This window comes from Phycicoccus sp. 3266, from assembly GCF_031456495.1.
GTDB lineage: Bacteria > Actinomycetota > Actinomycetes > Actinomycetales > Dermatophilaceae > Pedococcus.
Window position 1 is genome coordinate 101,267 of the sequence record NZ_JAVDUW010000002.1, and the last position, 20,726, is coordinate 121,992.

A 20,726-nucleotide genomic window follows, 5' to 3' on the forward strand; every position below is an offset into this window, starting at 1 on the left:
TCCCTGTATGCCGCGTGTGCGGCACGTTGCCCTGGCAGGCGCCGTCGTGGTGTCCCTCGCGGGCTGTGGCGCGACATCGCTGGAGCCGGCGGCCCGGAAGGCGGCCGTGTCCTTCGTCCGCGACGCGTCGAGCGACCCGGGCCGTGCCTGCGCGCGGCTCGTCGACCCGACCCGCAAGTCGGTGGCGCAGACGGACCCTTCGGGGGACTGCGCCACCGCGCTGGGCAAGGTGCAGCTGGGGCAGGACACCGACGTGGTGCGGACGACCGTCCAGGGCCACAGCGCCGAGGTCGTCCTGCGGGACGACGTCGTCTTCCTGTCGCTCTTCCGCGACGGGTGGCGCGTGATGGCTGCGGGGTGCAGGCGGACGTCGAAGGACCTCGCGCAGCCCGCCGACTGCGAGATCTCGGGAGGCTGACGTGCGCGGTGCGTTCTGGGCGTATGCCGTGTTCATCGCGGCGGGATTGGCCTTCTTCTTCGTGATCGGCGGGTTGGGCCGGTGACCACGGGATCCGACCCGAAGGGTGCGCCGCGCCGCCCGCTGCGCGACAACAACCTGTCGATCGTCTTCGGCGTGCTCCTGCTGCTCACCCTCCTGGGGCAGTCGATCTGGGGCCTCGTCGGGTACAACGCGGAGGCGCGGACCGCGGGCCTGCAGCAGCTGTCCTACTGGCGGTACGTGACGTCCTCGTCCTTCGCGGTCGACGTGGCCGAGAACTGGCAGTCGGAGTACCTGCAGTTCACCCTCTACATCCTGCTGACGGTCTGGCTCGTGCAGCGCGGCTCGTCGGAGACCAAGAAGCCCGGCGAGAGCGGACGCGAGAGCGACAGGGAGCAGCAGGTCGGCCGGTGGGCCACTGCGAAGTCGCCGGCCTGGGCCCGGGTGGGTGGCTGGCGCACGAGCCTGTACTCGCACTCCCTCACCCTCGTGATGGCGGTCATCTTCTTCCTGTCGTGGTCGGCGCAGGCCGTGGCCGGCCGGGTCGCTGCCAACGAGCTGCGGCTGCGGGACCTGCTCGAGCCCCTGTCGATGGGCCAGTACCTCGCATCCGCCGACTTCTGGGGCCGGACCCTGCAGAACTGGCAGTCCGAGCTCCTGGCCGTCGGCACCATGGCCGTCTTCGCCATCTACCTGCGCGAGCGCGGCTCACCCGAGTCCAAGCCGGTCGGCGCACCGCACGACCTGACCACGTCGGACGACTGACCACGTCGGACGACTGAGCACCCGCCGACGGGACGCCGGACCGGACGCGGGATCCTCAGGGCGTGCGGGGCCCCCGGCCACGTGAGGCCAGGAGCAGGCGGTCCAGCTCGTCCTCGGCGAGGTCGAGCAGGGCGGCGAACGCGTGGTCGGGCCACTGCTCCACCAGCGTGCCGGCGACGCGCTCGACCAGCAGCAGCACCTCCAGGAGCTCGACCGCGTCGTCCTCGGTGATGCGGTGCAGGAAGCCGGCCAGCTCGTCGTGCTCCTCCCGGTGCGAGTGGGCGGTCACCAGCTCGCACAGCGCGAGCATCGGCGCCCGGAACCAGCCGTCCGCCCGCGGCACCCCCTCGAGAGTGGTCATCGCGCGGGCGATGTCCTCCTCCTCGGCCACGCGGTCGATGACGGAGACGTCGTCGCGGTCCCTGGCCCGGAACATGGGGTGCATCACGAGCCGCTCCGCGGCCTCGTGGGCGGCGAGGTAGGCGCGCAGCTGCTGCCAGGCGCCCTCCCACAGGCCGTCGCCGGCCCGGAGGACCTCCTGCATCAGCCGCTGCAGCCGTCGGTGCTGGCGGCCCACCTCCCTGGCGAAGGCGACGGCCTCGGGGTCCACGTCGGCCTGCACGGCGAGCCTCTGCCTCGGAACCGTCGCCTCAGGCAACGGCGTCCGCTTCCACCATGGTGGTGCGCAGGTGCTCCAGCGTGGCGGACAGCAGGCGCGAGACCTGCATCTGGCTCACGCCGATCGCGGCGCCGATGTCGGACTGGGTGCGCTCCTCGACGTAGCGCATGCGGACGATCGCCAGCTCGCGCGGGTCGAGGGTGTCCAGGGCGCGGCCGAGGGCGTCACTGCGGTCGAGGTCGGCGTACGCATCGACGCCGTCGGGCACCTCGACGGCGTGCTCACCCGCGGGGGCGTCGAGGGAGCTCGTGCTGAACCACGAGGCCGCCTCGGCACTCTCCTCCAGCCCGGCGCGGTCGACGCCGACGGCGCTCGCGACCTCGTCGCGGGTCGGCTCGCGCTGCAGGTCCTGGCGCAGCTCCTCCTCCGAGCGCAGGACGCGGGCCCGCGTCTCCTGCAGGCGGCGCGGCGGCCGGACGGCCCACCCGGTGTCCCGGAAGAAGCGCTTGAGCTCCCCCGAGATGGTCGGCACGGCATACGCCGCGAAGCTCGGACCACGGCCGGGGCGGAACCCGCGGACGGCCTTGAGCAGGGCGAGCGAGGCGACCTGGCGCAGGTCCTCGAACTCCAGGCCGCGGCCGCGGTAGCGGCGGGCGGCACGGTCGGCGAGGTCGAGCGTGAGGAGCACAACTCGGCGCTCCAGCTCGCGGCGGTCCTCGGTGGACAGCTGTCCCGCGAGGGAGAGCAGCAGCTCCTCGGCCTCCTCGTGCGCGGCACTGTGGTGGTGGGGTTGCTGAGGTGCCTCGCGAGGGGCGGTGTCCCACGGCTCGGCCGGGCGCAGGACCGGGGCCTGCGGCTCGCTGGCGACCGGGGACAGACGTGCGGGAACAGGGGCGGTGTCCATCAGGACGTCCTTCCGGCAGGGAAGGCTGGCGCCACTGTTGGACCACTCTGCCGCCTCCACTCAAACACCCGATACGGGATCCGGCAACCGCAAGCACCCATATCGGGCGTCGCGCGCACCGATTAGGCTGGGCCCTCGAGTTCGTGCGCAAGTCGTGTTGGGGGGCAGCGAGGAAAGAGGTGACCGGTGGCCGAGCAGACGGAAGATCGTCGGGGCTGGGCCGCGGTGCTCGGCGAGGAGTTCGCCGAGCTCGCCACGGCGCTGGGCAACGGAGCCGGTACCCCGCCCGACCCCGACCGCGTCGTGCGGTTCGTCGCCAAGGCCGTCCCCGACAGCGAGGCCTGCTCGGTGACCTTCCTGCGTCCGGGCCGGCGCCCCACCACGGTGGCCTCGTCCAGCCAGCTGCCCACCGAGGTGGACCGGATCCAGTACGACACGGGTGAGGGACCCTGCCTCGACGCGGCGACCGGCGACGCGGCGACCCTGGTGCAGGACCTCGGCGCCGACGAGCGCTGGCCCGACTTCGCGCCGCGGTGCGTCGCGGACACCGGCGTCCGCAGCATTCTGGCGCTGCGCCTGCCTATCGGCGGCGACGACGAGGCGGCACTCAACCTGTACTCGCACAAGGCGGGAGCGTTCGCGGCCGCCGACCTCGCCACCGCCTCGGTCTTCGCACCCTTCGCCGCCCTCGCGGTCCAGAGTGCGGTGCACCAGCAGGACGTGAGCAACCTCGAGGCGGCGCTCACCAGCAGCCGCCAGGTGGGGACGGCGATCGGCATCCTCATGGCGCGTGACCTCGTCTCCTCCGACGAGGCCTTCGAGCGCCTGCGCCGCGCCAGCCAGGAACTCAACCGCAAGCTGCGCGACATCGCCGCCGAGGTGGCCCTCACCGGCGACCTGCCGAGCCGTGGGGACCAGGACGGACACACACAGGACGCGACAGAGGCTGCCGCCCTGGACTCGGGGGCCTGACCTCCCGAGCGGCCGCCACCGCTGCCGCCCGCGCCGCCCCCCACGCGCCTCGGGAAGCCTCCTCGGGGACAGTCGCCTCCCCAGGGCGCGCCGGTGACCTGCTGCGACGCCGTCGTCCGCTTTCAGTAGAGTCCTCCCCGCGGGAGCGCCAGCGGCCAAACAACGTGCCGGTCGGGCGAACCGTCGCTTCTTCGGAGAACGTTTTCGATGAGTCGATTCGTCCCGGCGCCAGAGCACGACCTGGCCCGGTACTTCGCAGAGCTCGTGCACGCCGTCCAGGCAGAGGGCGACCGACTGGGGACCCTCCAGACGGTGTGTGAGCTTGCCGTCAAGATCATCCGCGCCGACCACGCGTCCATCACGGTGCGTCGTGGTGACGTCTTCAGCACCCTGGCCACGACGGGCGACCTGCCCGAGACCGTGGACCGGATCCAGGGCGAGACGGGTGAGGGCCCGTGCATCGACGGGCTGCTCGACCACGAGTCCTACGCGACCGGCGACCTCGGCCACGACGGCCGCTGGCCACGGTTCGCCGGTCGCGTCGCCGCCGAGACGGGCGTGCGCAGCATGCTGTCGCACCGGCTGTTCGTGCGGGAGGGCACCGTGGGCGCACTCAACGTGTATGCCGTGCGGCCGGACGCCTTCACCCCGGGGGACGTGCTCGTGTCGGAGGTGTTCGCCGCCCACGCCGCGATCGCGGTGCAGGCCGCGGAGGACCAGCAGCGCGCCGACAACCTCGAGATCGCGCTGCGCAGCAGCCGGCGCATCGGCACGGCGATCGGGATCGTCATGGCCAGCCACCGGCTCGACGAGCAGGCTGCCTTCGAGCTGTTGCGCCGGCGCAGCCAGGACACCAACCGCAAGCTGGCCGACATCGCCGACGACGTGGTCTACACCGGCCAGCTCTGAGGCGAGCTGGGCATCGGGTCGCCGGGCGGCCTGGACCGGGGCAGCTGGTGGTTCAACCGCCCCGGCCCGCCGGCCGCGGCCGACAACGGCCCCATACCCCCACCGCCCGGCGAGGCATGCATGTCGCAGGGGCCCCACCTGCGACGTCGTGGTGGTTTCACGCCGGCCACGAGGGGGTAGGCGCGGGAAGGAGGAGTTCGTGCCGACCCAGAGGAGAGGCCATGCCGGCTCGCAAGGACCCCGGTCCCAGCGTCAAGGACAAGGACGTCTACGAGGCGGTCCGCAAGGACGGGGCCTCGAAGGAGAAGGCCGCCCGCATCGCCAACGCCGCCGCCGGCACGTCCCGAAGCGCCGTGTCGCGCAAGGGCGGTGCAGGGCAGGACTACGACGACCGCACGGTCGCCGAGCTGCGCAAGCGGGCTGCCGAGGTCGGCATCGAGGGCCGCAGCCGGATGACGAAGTCGCAGCTGGTGGCGGCCCTCCGCAACCACTGACGACCGACTGCCACGCACACGGCGGCACCATCGCTGCGCACCGCGGGCGCCGCTGACGCGCGCGCAGCACGCCGACGCCGCTAGCGTGACCTCGGCGCCGGGCGCACCTGCGGGCTCGGCCGACGACGAAGGACGGTGCCCGTGAGCGCACGACTGGCCGTGACCGGCGACCCCGTGGCGGACCCGGCGGCGGTGGTCACGGGGGACCGGTGGCGGGTGACCGTCCTGACCCCCGGCCTCCTGCGCCTGGAGTGGTCGGAGTCCGGCCGGTTCGAGGACCGGGCGAGCGTCTTCGCCGTCAACCGGCGCCTGCCCGTGCCCGAGGTCGAGGTCCGGCGGCACGACGGCCGCCTCGAGCTCACCACCGAGTGCCTGCACCTCGACTACGACGGCCAGCCCTTCAGCCCCAGCGGCCTGCTCGTGACCGTCGTCGGTCCGGTCGACCACCCGCACACCCAGCAGTGGCGGTTCGGCGAGCCGGTGGAGGACCTCGGCGGCACCGCGCGCACGCTCGACGACGTCGACGGAGCCGTGCCGCTCGGGCCCGGTGTCGTCTCGCGGACCGGCATCGCCGTCCTCGACGACTCGACGTCGTTCCTCCTCGAGGACGGGCGCGCGGTGCCGCGCCCCGAGGGCTCGGTCGACCTCTACGTCTTCGTCCGCGGCCACGACTACCGGGCCGCCGTGCGCGACCTGTATGCCGTCTCCGGCCCCGTGCCGATGCTGCCGCGGTGGGCCCTGGGCAACTGGTGGTCCCGCTACCACCCCTACTCGGCGCAGGAGTACCTCGACCTGCTCGACACCTTCGAGACCGAGCAGGTGCCGCTGTCGGTGGCGGTCCTCGACATGGACTGGCACCTCGTCGACATCGACCCCCGGTACGGCACCGGCTGGACCGGCTACACGTGGAACCGCGAGCTCTTCCCGGACCCACCGGCATTCCTCGCCGAGCTGCACCGCCGGGGGCTGGCGGTGACCCTCAACGTGCACCCGGCCGACGGCGTGCGGGCGTTCGAGGACGCCTACCCCGCCATGGCCAGGGCGATGGGGATCGACCCCGCCACCGGGAAGACCGTCGCGTTCGACCCGACCGACTCCCGTTTCATGGACGCCTACTTCGAGGTGCTGCACCACCCGCTCGAGGACGAGGGCGTCGACTTCTGGTGGCTGGACTGGCAGCAGGGGGCGCACAGCCGCACCGCGGGCGTGGACCCGCTGTGGGTGCTCAACCTCGAGCACTTCAACGACTCGGCGCGCCGCGGCCGGCTGCCGATCACGTTCTCGCGCTACGCCGGGCCCGGCAGCCACCGCTACCCGGTCGGCTTCTCGGGTGACACGCACATCACCTGGGACTCCCTCGCCTTCCAGCCGTACTTCACCAGCACCGCCTCCAACATCGGCTACGGCTGGTGGAGCCACGACATCGGCGGCCACTGGTACGGCAGCCGCGACGACGACCTCACCGTGCGGTGGGTCCAGCTCGGCGTCTTCTCCCCGGTCATGCGGCTGCACTCGACGCTGCACCCGTTCATCCGCAAGGAGCCGTGGACCTTCCCGGCGCAGGCCCGCGACACCATCGACGCCTTCCTGCGGCTGCGGCACCGGCTCGTGCCCTACCTGCACACCATGAACGCTCGGGCCGCTCGTGACGGCGCCCCGCTCGTCGAGCCGATGTACTGGGAGGACCCGCAGGCCCCCGAGGCGTATGCCGTGCCCACCCAGTTCCGTTTCGGCACCGAGCTGCTGGTGGCGCCGGTCACCAGCCCGCAGCAGGACGTCCTCGGGCTCGGCAGCACCCTCGCCTGGCTGCCCGCGGGGGAGTGGACCGACCTGTTCACCGGCACCGCCTACCGCGGGGGGCGCCAGGTCCGGCTGCACCGCCCGATGGAGACGCTGCCGGTGCTGCTGCGCGCGGGCGGTCTGCTGCCCCTGGCGGGTGCGGACGACGCGGCGGTCGGCACCGACCTTCCCGAGCACGTCGAGGTGGTCCTCGCCCCCGGCGCCGACGGCCGTTTCGACCTCGTGGAGGACGACGGCAGCACCCAGCCCCGGACCGCTGTCACCACCCTCACGTGGGACGACGCGAGCCACACGCTGGTCGTCGCGAGCCCGTCCGGCGCCAGCGACCTGGTGCCGGCCAGGCGCACCTGGAGCCTGCTGCTCCTCGGGTGCGAGGCCGGTGCCACGAGCGACGGGGAGGCCCTGGCGGCCGAGGCCACCGCAGCCGGCACGCGGATCGACCTCGGCGCGGCGACCGCGGGTGACGGCCTCACGGTGCAGGTCGAGGACCTCCGGCCGTTCGGGTGGGACCGCACGGTGGAGCAGGTCCGCGCCGTCCTCGACCGCGCGCGGATCGAGTACAACACCAAGCGCACGGCGTTCGAGCTGGTGCAGTCCGCGCAGGGCGGCGCGGAGGCCGCTGCTCGGCTGCGGGGCCTGGAGCTCGACCGCGACGTCGAGGCCGCCGTCCTGGAGCTGCTGCTCGCCCGCTGGTGACCGACCTGTCGGTGACGAGCTCGGGAGCGCGGTGGCGGGTCAGCCCGTGACGACGTCCCGGGGCCCCATCACCACGACGGGCTGGAGCGCGGGGTCGAGCCGGCGCAGGAGGAGCTGGAGCCCGGCCTTGGGCACCGAGACGCAGCCGTGCGTCGGACCGTTGTGGTCGAGGTGCAGCCAGATGCCGCCGCCGCGCCCTGCCCCGAGCGGGCGCTCGCGGTCCAGCGGCGAGCGCCCCGCCACCCGGTTGTAGTCGATGGCGATGACGTGGTCGAACGCGTCCGCGGCCGAGTCGCCGAAGCCGGGACCCGACTCGGGGGCGCGGAACAGGCCCGACCGGTGGTACGGCAGCCGGGCGGCAGGGGAGGGGAGCCGCCCCCCGGCGTCACTGAGGCGGTAGACCCCGATGGGGGTCCGCAGGTCGCCCTCGACGTGCTTCCTCGACCAGCCGGCACGGCCGACGTGCCCCGGCCAGGACGCGAGCGTCGACCAGCCGCTGTCCCGGTCGGCCTCGTAGAACGTCACGCGGGCCGTGCTGCTGTCGAGGCCGGTGCCGGCGACGACCACGACCTGCCGGGTGCCGGCCGGTACCTGCCGGGCCATCTCGGCCGAGATCGGCAGTGCGCTGTCGGCGGTCGAGGACGCGTCCGTCCCCGTCGTCGCGGTCGCGGCCGGTACGGCGGAGGCCGCCTCGGAGTCGCCCCCGGCCGCGTGCCCGTCCCTGGTGGCCGTCATCGAGGGGGAGGCAGCCGGTGCCTGCCCCCGCGCAGACACCGGGGCCGCCCGGTCGCCGCCGTCGTGCCGGTCCGCCAGCAGGGCGCCGACTCCCACGAGGGTGGTGAGGGCGAGCGCCAGGTGCTGGTGCCGTCGACGCCGTCTCAGGCGCGCGAACCGCTCGCTGCGGCTCTCGCCACCGGACTCCGAAGGGTCCTGGCGCGGCATACGCCCATGCTAGTGGCGCGCGACGCACCTCCCGGACGGCCTCACGGGGGCCGGGGCGGGCTCAGCCGCGCGGGCCGTGCTCCGGGTGCCCGCGCCGGAAGCCCAGCGGCAGGGCCACCCAGTTGGTGAGGAAGAGGGCGAAGGCGACCACCGCCGCGGCAACGGCTGCCGAGGCGCTGACGACGACGTCGAAGATCAGGAACGTCACGCTGCTGACGCTCAGTGCCAGGCACGCCAGGCCCGCCCGCGCGCACCGGTCGCCGAAGCGGACGAGCGACGCCTTGGCCCGCCGGCGGAACAGCAGCCGGTGGGCACTCACCGGGGCGACGAGGAACGCGGTCGCGGCGATGGCCAGCGAGAACGCCACGAGGTAGACCACGCGGTTGGAGCGGTCGACCTCGGTGAACCGCTGCTGGAACGGCAGCGTCAGCAGGAAGCCGGCCAGGATCTGCACGCCGGTCTGCGCGACCCGCAGCTCCTGCAGCAGCTCGTCCCAGTTGCGGTCGAGCCGCTCGGTCGGCGTCTCGTGGCGGCCGTCGTCGGCGTCGGCGTCGTCCAGGTGGCCCATGCCCGGACGATACCCACCTGCCGCGGCCGCAACCGGTCGCCGGGTCGAGCGGCGTTCCCGCGCAGGGAGATCGGCGCCCTCGAAAGCCCCCACAGGGGCCGTCGGACCTCCATACTCGGCGCTGCGTGGACGGCGCGAGCGGACGCACCGAGAGGCACTAGTCCGTTTGGTCAGTTGTGCGGAGTCCGAAGGTGCCAAGTGCCTGTGCAGGCCTACCCCGGCCACCCGTAGGCGGCTCTAGGTTGCACTGAGCCCGATATGTGTCGTGATGAGGAAGGTGAGTCTGTGTCCAGACTGAAGTCGGCGGCCGGCCGTGTCTCCCCCGGCTGGTCGTTCGGTCACTGGCCGCTTCGGCGCAAGCTCGCCGCTGCGCTGGCACTGCCCGTGATCCTCGCCTTCGTCTTCGGTGGCCTGCGGGTCAAGACCGACTTCGACGCCGCCCGCTCGCTCACCCGAGCCGCCGACACGGTCCTGGTCCTGCGACCGATCGTCGACTACAACCTCGCCGTGCAGCACCTCGCTGCCGCCGACGCGATCGGCGGTGGCGGTGAGATCGCCGCCATCACCAAGTACGAGTCGGCCGCGGCGAACCTGCGCATCGCCATCAAGTCGCCCAGCGTCCCCGAGGCCGTGAAGAACCAGGCCGAGTCCGCCCTGGCCCTCGGTCAGTCGGTGCGGTCGGCCAAGACCCAGCAGAGCTTCTCCGGCGTCATCATCGACAAGTCCGGTAGCACCGCGACCCTGCTCTCCAGCGCCGTCAGCAACCTCGGCCTCGCCGACGACTCCGGCTCCGCCAAGATCGTCGCCAACCTGCAGGACGCGATCTCGGCCCAGCGCGCGATGACGGCCCAACAGCTCAACCTGGCCAACTCCGACGACGCCAGCTCCAAGCTGCGCGCCCTGGGCTCGGTCGGTGCCGAGACCGCAGCCCTCACCCGGCTCGTCTCCAACGCCCCCGCCGACGAGGGCACCGCGGTCCGCCAGCTCCTCAACGAGAACGGCCGCCGCTACTACGCCCTGCAGCAGGAGTCGCTCGACAAGAACGCGGTGGCCCAGCTCGGCAGCATCATCGAGCGCAGCAACACCGGCTACTCCGACCTCGCCGACGCCCAGCTCACGAACCTCGAGACCACCCTGCGTGACCGGGCCGCGACCCACCAGAAGGACGCGCTCGTCAACGCCGGCCTCATCAGCATCGCGCTGCTGGCCGCCCTGGTCATCGTCATCGGCCTCCTGCGCTCGCTGCTGACCCCCATCCGCGCTGTCCGGTCGGGTGCCCTCGACATCGCCAACCGGCGCCTGCCCGCGGCGGTCACGGCCATGCGCGACGGCGAGGAGCCCCCGGCATTCGAGCCGATCCCCGTCACCACGCACGAGGAGATGGGCCAGCTCGCCCGCGCCGTGGACGACCTGCACAGCCAGGCCCTCGCGCTCGCCGGTGAGCAGGCCCGCCTGCGGGTGCAGGTCGGGCACATGTTCGAGACGCTCTCGCGACGCAGCACCTCGCTCATCGACCAGCAGCTCACCCTCATCGAGCGCCTCGAGAGCGACGAGGAGGACCCCAAGCGCCTCCAGAGCCTGTTCCGCCTCGACCACCTCGCGGCCCGCATGCGCCGCAACTCCGACTCCCTGCTCGTGCTCGCCGGCACGTCGACCCGTCGTGGCGTCTCGGGCGCCATCGCGGTCTCCGACGCCGTCCGTGCGGCCGTGTCCGAGGTCGAGAACTACGAGCGCATCGACATCGGCGACACCTCCAACGACAAGGTCCTCGGCGCCGTCGGCTCCGACCTCATCCACCTCGTGGCCGAGGTCGTCGACAACGCGCTGGCCTACTCCCCGCCCACGACCCGTGTGGCGATCCGTGGCGCCCGCACGCCCGAGGGCGGCCTGCTCATCGAGGTGAGCGACCACGGGCTGGGTATGCCGCCGAAGGAGCTTGCGGCGCTCAACGACCGCCTCGCGAACGGTGGCGACATCACCGCCGACACCGCCCGCCGGATGGGCCTGTTCGTGGTCGGCAGCCTGGCCAAGCGCCACGGCATCGCCGTCCGCCTCCGCCGCAACGGCGAGGACAAGATGGGCATCACCGTCTCGGTCCACCTGCCCGCCGGCCTCCTCGCCGACAGCTCGACCCTCGAGCGCCAACCGCGCCCGGTCGCCAAGGCCGCGCCGAGCCCGGCGCCGGTCGAGGCCGCCCCGGCCGCTCCCGCCCAGCCCGCCGTCGGCGGCACCACGAAGGCCGGCCTGCCCACCCGGGTCCGCGGCGCGAGCGGGGCCCCGAGCCTCGCGGGTCCGAGCCCGGTGCCCGGCGCGACGAAGAAGGTCCTGCCGACCCGCACCCCGGGTGCGCACGGGCCCAACGCGTCGACCGCCCTGCCCGCTCCGGTCAAGCCCGTCATCGAGGGTGCCGAGCCGCCGGCCGACAGGGCTTCCGCCAACGGTTCCGCCACCAACGGCTCGGCGACCAACGGCGCCGAGACCAACGGGTCGCAGCCGAACGGCGCCCAGGTCAACGGCCACGCCGCGGTCGACGGCGCCGGCACGAACGGCGCCGAGGTCGACGGCAGCGCCGACGCCACCCAGCGCGACGCCACGCCGCAGGAGGCGCTGGCACAGGCCACCGAGGCCCCGGCCGCCGACGCGGCGCCGGAGCAGCCGGCCCAGGATTCGGCGCCCAAGCTCTCGCCGTCGGGCCTGCCGGTCCGCCGTTCGGGCGCCACCGGCATCACCGCCTTCCGCGAGTTCGAGGACACGCCCTCCGTGGCGCCCGAGGGCGAGCAGGACTCCCCGGCGACGCCGTCGGCCGCCCCGAGCGCCGCCAAGGGCTCGCGCCTCATGAGCTGGCTCCCCGGCCGGGCGAAGGCCCAGGCGGAGGCCGCCCGGCTCGAGGCCGAGGCCAACGAGCCGCGCCAGATGCCGTCGAACCTGTCTGCCTGGCTCGACCACCGCGCCAAGCTCGTCGAGGCCGCCCAGGCCCGCGAGGCAACGGTCGACGGGACCACCGACGAGGACGGCGCCGAGGCGTCGGCAGCCACGACCGACGGGACCGAGGCCATGTCGGCCACGCCCGAGGCGCCTGCTGCGGCCGTCGAGGCCCCGGAGACCACGGACATGACCGTGCCGGAGGAGTGGGTCGCCGAGGCCCTCGCCGACGAGCAGGTCGCCGAGCTCCTCGCGCCGGAGGCCGCCCCGGCGGCTCCCGAGCCGCAGGAGCAGGAGCCGGTCGCCCGCGAGGACGACGGCCCCCACGACGGTGACGACGCGTCCCACGTCCAGTCAGCCGAGCAGCCGGTGGCCGACGCCACCGTCGGCGAGGCGGCCGTTACCGAGGCCGAGACGGAGGCACCGTCCGCCGACACCGGCGAGGCCCTGCCGACCCGCGTCCCGGGCGCGACCGGCTCGGCCGTCGCCGACCAGGCGCAGCCGGAGTCGGACGAGGCCGCCGGCCCGCGGACCCGCCGCCCGGCGGTGCGGGCCCACTCCTCCTCGTTCTTCGGCGCCCGTCGCCGCGGTCCGGCGGAGGCTGCGGCCCAGGACGCTCCCGCTCCCGAGGCGACCCCGGTCGCGCAGGCGGAGCAGCCGCAGGCCGAGGTCGTCCAGTCGGAGCCGGAGCAGTCCGAGCCGGAGTTCGTCGAGCCGGTGGCGGAGGACGTCCAGCCCGAGCCGGAGCTCACCGAGCCGGTGGCGGAGGACGTCCAGCCCGAGCCGGAGCTCTCGGAGCCGGAGCTCGTCGAGCCGGTGGCCGAGGTCGTCGAGACCGAGCCCGTCGAGGAGCAGCCGGCCCAGCCGGTCGCCCAGGACGCCTCGTCCGACGCTGAGCCCGCCCAGGCCGGTCCGCTCAACGACACCCCGATCTTCCGGGCGATGATGTCGAACTGGCTCACCGACGGGAGCGCCCAGCCCGCCGCCGACAACTGGTCGCCGACCGAGGCCGACCAGGCCTGGTCCGCCGCCGCACGCATCGAGGAGCAGCAGCCCGTGCAGGAGAGCTCGGCAGGTCTGCCCATGCGCAGGCCCGGCAGCAACCTCATCCCCGGGGCCATGGACGCCGCAGCGCCGGCGCCGGCGCCGGAGACGCCCACGGTCACCCCCACCGGGTCGCGCCGCGACCCGGAGACCATCCGCCGCAACCTGAACCGCCACAAGAACGGTGTGAGCGCCGCACGCACCGAGGCACAAGACGGAACACACCGAGAGGAAGCCGATGTTCACCACTGACGCCATGGCGCAGCCCAAGGGCGAGTACGACTGGCTCGTGGCCAAGTTCGCGACCGAGACCCCCGGCGTGTCGCACGCCATCCTGGTCTCGGCCGACGGGCTCCCCATGGCCTCCAGTGAGCAGCTGCCGCCGGAGCGGGCCGAGCAGATGGCGGCCGTCGCCTCCGGCATGGCCAGCCTCGCCTCGGGTGCGGCTCGTCTCTTCCAGGGCGGCACCGTGCTCCAGTCGGTCATCGAGATGGAGCTCGGCTACCTGCTGCTCATGAGCGTTGGCGACGGTTCCCACCTCGCCGCGCTGACCGGTACGGACTCCGACATCGGTCAGGTCGGCTACGAGATGGCGGTCCTCGTCGACCGCGTCGGACAGATGATCGACGCGGCTGCCCGGACCCCGATGTCGGGGTAGTGCGATGAGTGCCGAGGAGCGTGAGGAGAGCGCCGGACCCCGCCTGGTCCGGCCCTACGCGCTGACGCACGGCCGCACCGAGGCCAAGGTCGACCTTCCGATCGAGGCCACCCTCGAGGTGCTGCCGTCCGCCAAGTCCGCGACCTGGCCGGAGGGTGACCTGTCCGGTCGCATCGTCGAGCTGTGCGCCACGAACCCGTCCGTGGCCGAGGTCTCGGCCAAGCTGCACATCCCGCTCGGCGTTGCGCGGGTCCTCCTGGGAGACCTGATCACCGCCGGGCACCTGAAGACCCGAGCCACCATCTCCGAGAACACGACGACGGACGAGCGCCGTGCCCTCATCGAAAGGACTCTCAGTGGACTACGCGCCCTCTAACCGCAACAGCGCCTCGACGAAGATCGTCGTGGCCGGCGGGTTCGGCGTCGGCAAGACGACCTTCGTGGGGGCCGTCTCCGAGATCGACCCGCTGCGCACCGAGGCCCTGGTCACCCAGGAGTCCGAGGGGCAGGACGACATCTCCAAGGTGCAGTCGAAGCACACGACCACCGTCGCGATGGACTTCGGCCGCATCACCCTCGCGGAGAACCTCGTCCTGTACCTGTTCGGCACCCCCGGCCAGCGCCGCTTCTGGTTCATGTGGGACGACCTGGTCAAGGGCGCGATCGGCGCCGTGGTCCTGGTCGACACCCGCCGGCTCGACGACAGCTTCGCCGCCGTCGACTACTTCGAGGCCAAGGGCCTGCCGTTCATCGTCGCGCTCAACCAGTTCGACGGTGCCGGCGACTTCGGCCCGGACGAGATCCGCGAGGCGCTCGCGATCCCGTCGCACATCCCGGTCATCACGGTCGACGCCCGCGACCGCGAGTCCGCCAAGCAGGCCCTCGTGCGGATCACCGAGTTCGCGCTGACCCAGCTCACCGGGGTCGCGGCCACGGCCTGACCCCAGCACGGCCGACAGGGCCGGGACGCCACGTGCGTCCCGGCCCTTCGTCGTGTCGGACTCCGTGTCGTGCCCGTCCCTGCGTCGAACCCCCCGGGTCGCACCCGAGCGCGGAACCGTCAGCTGCCGCGCAGGACCGGTGCGAACCGCTCGAGGTCGTCCGGCGACGCGAGGTCGGGCAGCGCTACGAACACGGTGTCCACGCCCTCCCGGGCCAGCTGCCGGTAGCGCTCGACGTGGCTCGCGGGCTCCCCGGCGTGGTGCGTGCGGGCGTATGCCGCGGCGGCGGTGCGGCCGCGCAGCCGCTCCACCCTGCGCCACGTGTCCTCGCGGTCGCGGCCGACGACGGGGACGTCGAGCACCGTGACCGCCACCTCCGCCGGGTCCCGGCCCACCTCGCTGCAGTGACGGTGCAGGACCTCGACCTTGCGCCGCACGGTGGCCCGGTCGCTCGACACGTTGCACGCGTCGCCGAGCCGGGCCGCGACCCGCAGCGTGCGCCGCTCGCCCCCGCCACCCACGACGACCGGCAGCGGACCGACGGGGCGCGGGTACGCGGTGGTCTCGGGCAGCGAGACCCGCTGCCCGGCATACGCCCTCGTGCCGCTGGCCCACAGCGCGCGCATCGTCTCGATGCCGTCCTCGAGCAGGTCGAGGCGCGTCGAGGAGGGTGGGAAGGGGACGCCGAACCCGAGGTGCTCGCGCTCCCACCACCCCGCGCCGACGCCCACGAACGCCCGCCCGCCGCTGAGCACGTCGAGGGTGGCCGCGGCCTTGGCGAGGACCCCGGCGGGCCGGAAGGTCATGGGGGAGACGAGCGTCCCGAGCCGCAGCGAGGTGTCCAGGCCGGCGAGGAGGCCGAGGGTGACCCACGGCTCGGGGATCGGCTCCCAGGCGCGGTCGACCTGCGGGACCTGCACGAGGTGGTCCATGAGCGCCAGCCCGGAGAAGCCGGCCTCGTCGGCGGCCAGCGCGACCGTGCGCAGCCACCCGACCGGGTCCTGTCCCCACGGGAAGCGGGAGACCTGCAGGACGAGCTCCGGCAGGCCCTGGCGCACGCCGGGTCGTGCGGTGCGCGGGCCGCGGTGCCAGGCCGACGCCGCGCCCGGCGCGGTCGCGGGGACGGCCGGCTCGGGGCCGGAGGTGCCTGGGCCGCCCGTGCCGGCGGCTGCAGGTCCCGTGCCGGGGTCGGAGCCGTCGACGTGGAGCACGACGTCCCACCCCTCGCCCGCGACATCCTCGGCGACGCGCGGCATCCGGGCCAGCTGCTGGGCCAGGACCTTCGCCGGCACCGGCCGGTCGCGACGGGAGTTGCGCTCCCGGCAGGTGGCGCCCGGGGTGTCGAGGACGACGGCGACACAGGGGAGCCCCGCCGCGCGGCCCATCTCGCGGTACCGGTCCCGGGTGTCCGGGTCGAGCCCGAGGGTGTCGACGACGACCGTGAGCCCGCGCCGGCTGCGGGCCGCGACGACCTGGTGGAGCACGGCGAACGCGTCCGCCGACGCCTCGAGGTCGTACTCGCCGCTGCCGACGACCGCACGCAGCGCGTCGGAGGACACCACCTCGGTGCGGCGGTAGTGCCGGGCCGCCCAGGTGGACTTGCCCGAGCCGGTGGGGCCGACGAGGACGACCAGGGCCGGGTCCGGGAGCCCCGCGGGCCCGGTCAGGCCCGCCCCTTCGGGCTGGTGGCGACGAGGCCGAGCAGGTTGCCCTCGCTGTCGCGCACGAACGCCATCTCCTCGTCGGTTCCGGCCGGCCCGAGCGTGTCGTCCTCGTGGCTGAAGATGACGTGCGGCTCGCTCTCCACCGGTACACCGTCCGCCCGCAGCCGCTCGACGGTCTCGCGCACGTCCCCGACCCGCACGTAGACCAGGGCCGACGGGGCGCCCGCCTCGAGCAGCAGCCGGGTGCCGTCGCCGAGGGAGAAGAACAGCAGGCCGGGCGGGTCGAACCGCGCCAGAGGAGGGGAGCCGAGGAGCCGCTCGTAGAACCGAGCGGCGCGGTCGAGGTCCGTGGCCCGCTGGGCCACCTGCGCGAGCTTCGGGTCAGGCATCCTGCGCAGCACCTCCTGCTCGCGACAGTACCGCCGCGGCGACCTCCTGCGGTCGGGTCTCGGGCAGCCAGTGGCCGGCGTCGAGCTCGACGAACCGGTAGTCCGACGCCACCCAGTCGCCACTGGCCTCGGCGGCGCGGCGGCCGAGGGCGGGGTCGTGCGCGCCCCACAGGTACGTCGTCGGCACGGTGATCCGGTGCTGCCCGGCTCCGGCCCCGGGTGCCTCGCTCACGCCGCGGGATGCCTTGCGGCGCAACGGGTTCGGCAGTCCGGACAGCGTCGAGGCGCCGAGGGGCAGGGCGCGGTACCAGGCCAGGCCGCCGCTGCCGGCGCCCCGCTCGCGGAAGCGCGCGGCATACCGACGCGCGTCCTCCGGCGGCAGGCCGCTGCGCCGCAGCACCCCCTCCAGCTGCCCGGCGAGCACCAGCTCGGGCAGGAAGGGCAGCTGGAACGCGGCCATGTACCAGCTGTGCGAGGCCTGGTCGAGGTGGCGCAGGGCCGCGGCGAACGCCCGGTGGTGCGGCGTGGACAGGACGGTCAGCGACGCGAACCGCTCCGGGTGCCGCTCCGCCGCCGCCCACGCCACCGCGCCACCCCAGTCGTGCCCCACGAGGTGCACCCGCTGGACCCCGCACGCGTCGACCGCCGCGACGACGTCGGCCACGAGCTCGCCCATCCGGTATGCCGCGCGGCCGGCGGGGCGGGCGCGCGGGGAGTACCCGCGCTGGTCGAACGCGACGACGCGCAGGCCGCCCGCCGTGAGGAGCGGGGTCACTCGCGACCAGGCGTGGCGGTCCTGCGGCCAGCCGTGCAGCAGCAGGGCGACCGGCGGGTCGGCCGAGCCGTCGTCGGGGCCGTCGTCGCTGACGTCGAAGGTCAGCCCGTTCCTGCTGAGCTCGCGCATGCCGGCAACCTAGCCCGGCCCGCGGGTCGTCGCGCGGCTGCGGGACAATGGGGGCCGTGACCAGCCGAGACCACCAGCACCCCATGGGCGGTGGCCGGGCCTGGGTGGTCTACGGCAGCGCCGTCGCGCTCTACGTGCTCGCGGTCTTCAACCGCAGCTCGCTCGGCGTCGCCGGGCTGCTGGCCAGCGACCGCTTCCACATCGCCGCGACGCAGCTGTCCGTCTTCACCATGGTCCAGCTGTTCGTCTACGCCGCCATGCAGATCCCGGTGGGTGCGCTGCTCGACCGGTTCGGGCCCAAGCGGCTGCTGCTCACCGGCATGGGACTGATGACGGTGGCGCAGCTCGCGTTCGCGTTCGCCGACTCGTTCGCCGCGGGCATCGGGGCCCGGGTGCTGCTCGGCATGGGCGACTCCATGGTGTTCGTCCCGCTCCTGCGCATCGTGGCGCTGTGGTTCCCGCCGATGCGGATCCCGATGGTGTCGCAGCTGACCGGTCTCCTGGGGCAGATGGGCGCGCTCGTCGCCGCGTCGCCGCTCGTCTACGCGCTGCACCAGTGGGGCTGGACGCCGTCCTACCTGACCGCCGCGGGTGCCGGGGTCGTGGCGGGCGTCGTGGCGCTGGTGCTCGTCAGCGACTCCCCGAACCCCGACCACGAGCTCGACCGGATCAAGGTGCGCGCGATCGCCCGCAGCCTCCGGGCGGCCTGGCGGGCGCCGGGCACGCGCCTCGGGCTGTGGTCCCACTTCTCCGCGCAGTTCGGTGCGACGGTCTTCGCGCTGCTGTGGGGGTACCCGTTCCTCGTTGCGGGACAAGGGCTCTCGCCCGAGGCGGCGGGCACACTGCTGATGCTCATGACCGTCACCACGGTCGTCACCAGCCCGCTCATCGGCGGCTTCGTGACGCGGTACCCGTTCTCCCGCTCGACCCTGATCCTCGGCATCGTGCTGCTCATCATGGCGGTCTGGGCGGTCGTGCTCCTGTGGCCGGGCCGCGCGCCGCTGCCGCTGCTGGTGGTGCTCGTCGTCGTGACCGCCGTCGGGGGACCGGGGTCGCTCGTCGGCTTCGACCTCGCCCGCACCTTCAACCCGCCCACACGGCTCGGCAGCGCCACCGGGATCGTCAACGTCGGCGGGTTCCTCGCGTCGCTGTCGACGGTCACCCTCATCGGCATCGTGCTCGACCGGGTCGCGCCCGGCGGCCCGGAGACGTACACGGTCGACACCTTCCGCGCGGCGATGGCCGTGCAGTACCTCGTGTGGGGGATCGGCGTCGCCCAGATCCTGCGCTACCGGCGGCGCGCCCGGCGCCACCTGCGCGACAGTGACCCCCAGGCGTATGCCGCGCTGCGGGCCGGGAAGCCGGTCCAGCCGGCCGATCCGGGCCTCCCACCTGCACAAACGCCGATTTCGTGACCAATTCGTGACGGTTGCTGGACACGTGTCCGAAGGACGGTGTCGACCTGCTGAAAGACATCGGTGTCATTCGCCGAGTTGCACGGCTGTCATTTCGCGCGCGAGGGCGAAAGCGGTGGGATTGGTGTGACGAATGGGTTCGGAGTGAAAAGGCGGTCGTAGTCTCGTCCGGCTGACCCCAGTGAAGCACCGTGACGAGAGAGGCATCTCCCCGTGCCAGGCACCACCTCCCCCCGACGCGCACTGCGCGTGGGCGCCGCGATGTCCCTGGTCGGCGCCCTCGGCCTCGGCACCGCCTGGACGGCCAGTGCCGACCCCGGCCCCGTCTACCCGTCGAAGTCCCAGGTCGACAAGGCCAGGGCGAAGGTGTCCAGCACCGCCGGACAGGTCGCCGCCCTCGACGCGAAGTACGCCGCCGCCAGTGCCCAGCTCAGCCAGGTCCAGGACGACGCCAGCGCCGCGGCCGAGGCGTACAACGGGGCCCGGCTCGCCCTCGACCAGGCGACGGCCGAGGCGGACGCAGCCGCCAAGCGCGCGTCCGCCGCCCAGGCCCAGGCCGACGCGGCGAGCCTGGAGGTGCGCCGGTACGCCTCGTCCGTCTACCAGTCCGGCGGCAACCTCGGCGAGCTCGACGCGTACCTGTCCAGCACCGGACCCCAGGACCTCGTCGACCGCGCCACCGCCATCGAGGCCGTCAGCGACGCCCGCAGCCGCGCGCTGCAGAAGGCCGCCGCCACCTCGGTCGTGGCCCAGACCATGCGGGCCCAGGCCGCGACCGCGCGCGACCAGCAGGCGCAGGCCGCCACCTCCGCGCAGGAGGCGCGCGACGCCGCGCAGGCCCGCGCCGACCAGGCGACCGCCGAGGCGAGCCGGATCCAGCACGAGCAGCAGGCCATGACCGTCCAGCTCGCGTCCCTGCGCAAGACGTCCGTCGCCATGGAGAAGCAGCGCCAGGACGGCCTCGCCGCGGCAGCCGCGGCCCGCGCAGCGGCAGCGGCCGCCGCAGAGCAGGCGCGCCTGGCGGCCCAGCGGGCCCAGCAGGCCCGTGACGCCGCTGCCCGCCGGGCGGCGCAGGCTGCCGCCCAGGCCGCGGCCCGGGAGGCCGCGCGCCAGAAGGCCGCCGCCGAGGCAGCCCAGAAGGCGGCCGAGCAGCAGGCCTCCCAGCCGAGCCGGCCCAGCCGGCCGACCCCGCCCGCGCCGCAGCCGGCCGACCCGCCGCCCCCGCCGCCGAGCAGCGGTGGCGTCGGAGCGGTCATCGCCTACGCGCAGGCCCAGCTGGGCAAGCCGTACGGCTGGGGTGCCGCGGGCCCGAGCTCCTTCGACTGCTCCGGGCTGACGATGATGGCCTGGCGCCAGGCCGGGGTCTACCTGTCGCACTACACCGGCGCGCAGTGGGCCGAGACCAGCCGGGTCGCGATCAGCGACCTGCGGCCGGGCGACCTCGTCTTCTACGGCTCCGACGGCCCCAGCAGCCACCACATGGGCCTGTACGTCGGCAACGGCCAGATGATCGAGGCGCCGCACACGGGCGCGGTCGTCCGGTACGCCTCCATCTACCGCAGCGACCTGCTGCCCTACGGCGGCCGCCCCTGACCGGCGCCCCACGGCCCACAGCAGCGGACCCCCGGACGACGCGAGTCGTCCGGGGGTCCGGTGCGTGGTGGGTGCTGCGGTCCTGCCG

19 protein-coding genes are annotated in these 20,726 nt (G+C 73.9%); 12 read left to right on the forward strand and 7 right to left on the reverse strand.

What is annotated here, in order from left to right:
- Positions 1 to 7 precede the first annotated feature (7 nt).
- Positions 8 to 418, forward strand: coding sequence for a hypothetical protein (locus tag J2X64_RS10240; protein ID WP_310153454.1), 411 nt, complete (start codon positions 8 to 10; stop codon positions 416 to 418).
- A gap of 81 nt (positions 419 to 499) precedes the next feature.
- Positions 500 to 1,204, forward strand: coding sequence for a DUF6766 family protein (locus J2X64_RS10245; protein ID WP_310153457.1), 705 nt, complete (start codon positions 500 to 502; stop codon positions 1,202 to 1,204).
- A gap of 55 nt (positions 1,205 to 1,259) precedes the next feature.
- Here the strand turns inward: J2X64_RS10245 and J2X64_RS10250 are convergent, their stop codons facing one another.
- Positions 1,260 to 1,826: a hemerythrin domain-containing protein gene (locus J2X64_RS10250; RefSeq protein ID WP_310153460.1), complete on the reverse strand. Its 567-nt coding sequence runs from the start codon at positions 1,824 to 1,826 to the stop codon at positions 1,260 to 1,262.
- Between the two features lie 28 nt (positions 1,827 to 1,854).
- Positions 1,855 to 2,727 (reverse strand): sigma-70 family RNA polymerase sigma factor, encoded by an 873-nt coding sequence (locus J2X64_RS10255; RefSeq protein ID WP_310153464.1) that lies wholly within the window; start codon positions 2,725 to 2,727, stop codon positions 1,855 to 1,857.
- A gap of 186 nt (positions 2,728 to 2,913) precedes the next feature.
- On the opposite strand from J2X64_RS10255, the gene J2X64_RS10260 reads away from it, so the two are divergent.
- The 4 genes from J2X64_RS10260 (at position 2,914) to J2X64_RS10275 (ending at position 7,598) form a co-directional block, all read left to right on the forward strand.
- Positions 2,914 to 3,699 carry an ANTAR domain-containing protein gene (locus J2X64_RS10260; protein ID WP_310153467.1) on the forward strand — a complete coding sequence of 262 codons (786 nt, stop codon included), beginning with the start codon at positions 2,914 to 2,916 and terminating at the stop codon, positions 3,697 to 3,699.
- Positions 3,700 to 3,906: 207 nt separating this feature from the next.
- Complete coding sequence (locus J2X64_RS10265) at positions 3,907 to 4,608, forward strand: GAF and ANTAR domain-containing protein (protein ID WP_310153469.1); 702 nt, start codon at positions 3,907 to 3,909, stop codon at positions 4,606 to 4,608.
- Positions 4,609 to 4,829: 221 nt separating this feature from the next.
- Positions 4,830 to 5,102, forward strand: coding sequence for a Rho termination factor N-terminal domain-containing protein (locus J2X64_RS10270; protein WP_310153472.1), 273 nt, complete (start codon positions 4,830 to 4,832; stop codon positions 5,100 to 5,102).
- A 141-nt stretch (positions 5,103 to 5,243) separates the two neighbouring features.
- Positions 5,244 to 7,598, forward strand: coding sequence for a TIM-barrel domain-containing protein (locus J2X64_RS10275; protein ID WP_310153476.1), 2,355 nt, complete (start codon positions 5,244 to 5,246; stop codon positions 7,596 to 7,598).
- Between the two features lie 39 nt (positions 7,599 to 7,637).
- Here the strand turns inward: J2X64_RS10275 and J2X64_RS10280 are convergent, their stop codons facing one another.
- Entirely contained in the window at positions 7,638 to 8,540 is a 903-nt protein-coding gene (locus J2X64_RS10280; RefSeq protein WP_310153479.1) for a L,D-transpeptidase family protein, read from the reverse strand.
- Between the two features lie 61 nt (positions 8,541 to 8,601).
- The gene (locus J2X64_RS10285; RefSeq protein WP_310153482.1) at positions 8,602 to 9,108 is read right to left on the reverse strand and encodes a DUF6328 family protein; all 507 of its coding nucleotides are present in this window, start codon (positions 9,106 to 9,108) and stop codon (positions 8,602 to 8,604) included.
- A gap of 285 nt (positions 9,109 to 9,393) precedes the next feature.
- Between J2X64_RS10285 and J2X64_RS10290 the strand changes: the two genes are divergently transcribed.
- The 4 genes from J2X64_RS10290 to J2X64_RS10305 are packed head-to-tail and all read left to right on the forward strand — an operon-like array spanning position 9,394 to position 14,673.
- Positions 9,394 to 13,326 carry an ATP-binding protein gene (locus J2X64_RS10290; RefSeq protein WP_310153486.1) on the forward strand — a complete coding sequence of 1,311 codons (3,933 nt, stop codon included), beginning with the start codon at positions 9,394 to 9,396 and terminating at the stop codon, positions 13,324 to 13,326.
- 4 nt (positions 13,327 to 13,330) lie between these two features.
- Positions 13,331 to 13,732 carry a roadblock/LC7 domain-containing protein gene (locus J2X64_RS10295; RefSeq protein ID WP_171244902.1) on the forward strand — a complete coding sequence of 134 codons (402 nt, stop codon included), beginning with the start codon at positions 13,331 to 13,333 and terminating at the stop codon, positions 13,730 to 13,732.
- Positions 13,733 to 13,736: 4 nt separating this feature from the next.
- On the forward strand, positions 13,737 to 14,108 hold the full coding sequence (locus J2X64_RS10300; protein WP_310153489.1) for a DUF742 domain-containing protein: 372 nt from the start codon (positions 13,737 to 13,739) through the stop codon (positions 14,106 to 14,108).
- Positions 14,089 to 14,673, forward strand: a complete 585-nt coding sequence (locus J2X64_RS10305; protein ID WP_310153492.1) for an ATP/GTP-binding protein — start codon at positions 14,089 to 14,091, stop codon at positions 14,671 to 14,673. Before J2X64_RS10300 ends, J2X64_RS10305 begins: the two co-directional genes overlap by 20 nt.
- A 119-nt stretch (positions 14,674 to 14,792) precedes the next feature.
- On the opposite strand, the gene J2X64_RS10310 is transcribed toward J2X64_RS10305, so the two are convergent.
- The 3 genes from J2X64_RS10310 to J2X64_RS10320 are packed head-to-tail and all read right to left on the reverse strand — an operon-like array spanning position 14,793 to position 17,630.
- On the reverse strand, positions 14,793 to 16,340 hold the full coding sequence (locus J2X64_RS10310) for an LLM class flavin-dependent oxidoreductase (RefSeq protein ID WP_310155827.1): 1,548 nt from the start codon (positions 16,338 to 16,340) through the stop codon (positions 14,793 to 14,795).
- Positions 16,337 to 16,726 carry a VOC family protein gene (locus J2X64_RS10315; protein ID WP_310153497.1) on the reverse strand — a complete coding sequence of 130 codons (390 nt, stop codon included), beginning with the start codon at positions 16,724 to 16,726 and terminating at the stop codon, positions 16,337 to 16,339. Before J2X64_RS10315 ends, J2X64_RS10310 begins: the two co-directional genes overlap by 4 nt.
- Entirely contained in the window at positions 16,719 to 17,630 is a 912-nt protein-coding gene (locus J2X64_RS10320; RefSeq protein WP_310153500.1) for an alpha/beta fold hydrolase, read from the reverse strand. Before J2X64_RS10320 ends, J2X64_RS10315 begins: the two co-directional genes overlap by 8 nt.
- A 47-nt stretch (positions 17,631 to 17,677) precedes the next feature.
- Between J2X64_RS10320 and J2X64_RS10325 the strand changes: the two genes are divergently transcribed.
- Together J2X64_RS10325 and J2X64_RS10330 are read left to right on the forward strand one after the other, a co-directional pair.
- Positions 17,678 to 19,045 carry a nitrate/nitrite transporter gene (locus J2X64_RS10325; RefSeq protein ID WP_397444038.1) on the forward strand — a complete coding sequence of 456 codons (1,368 nt, stop codon included), beginning with the start codon at positions 17,678 to 17,680 and terminating at the stop codon, positions 19,043 to 19,045.
- A gap of 213 nt (positions 19,046 to 19,258) precedes the next feature.
- On the forward strand, positions 19,259 to 20,638 hold the full coding sequence (locus J2X64_RS10330; RefSeq protein ID WP_310153505.1) for a C40 family peptidase: 1,380 nt from the start codon (positions 19,259 to 19,261) through the stop codon (positions 20,636 to 20,638).
- The last annotated feature ends 88 nt before the right edge of the window (positions 20,639 to 20,726 follow it).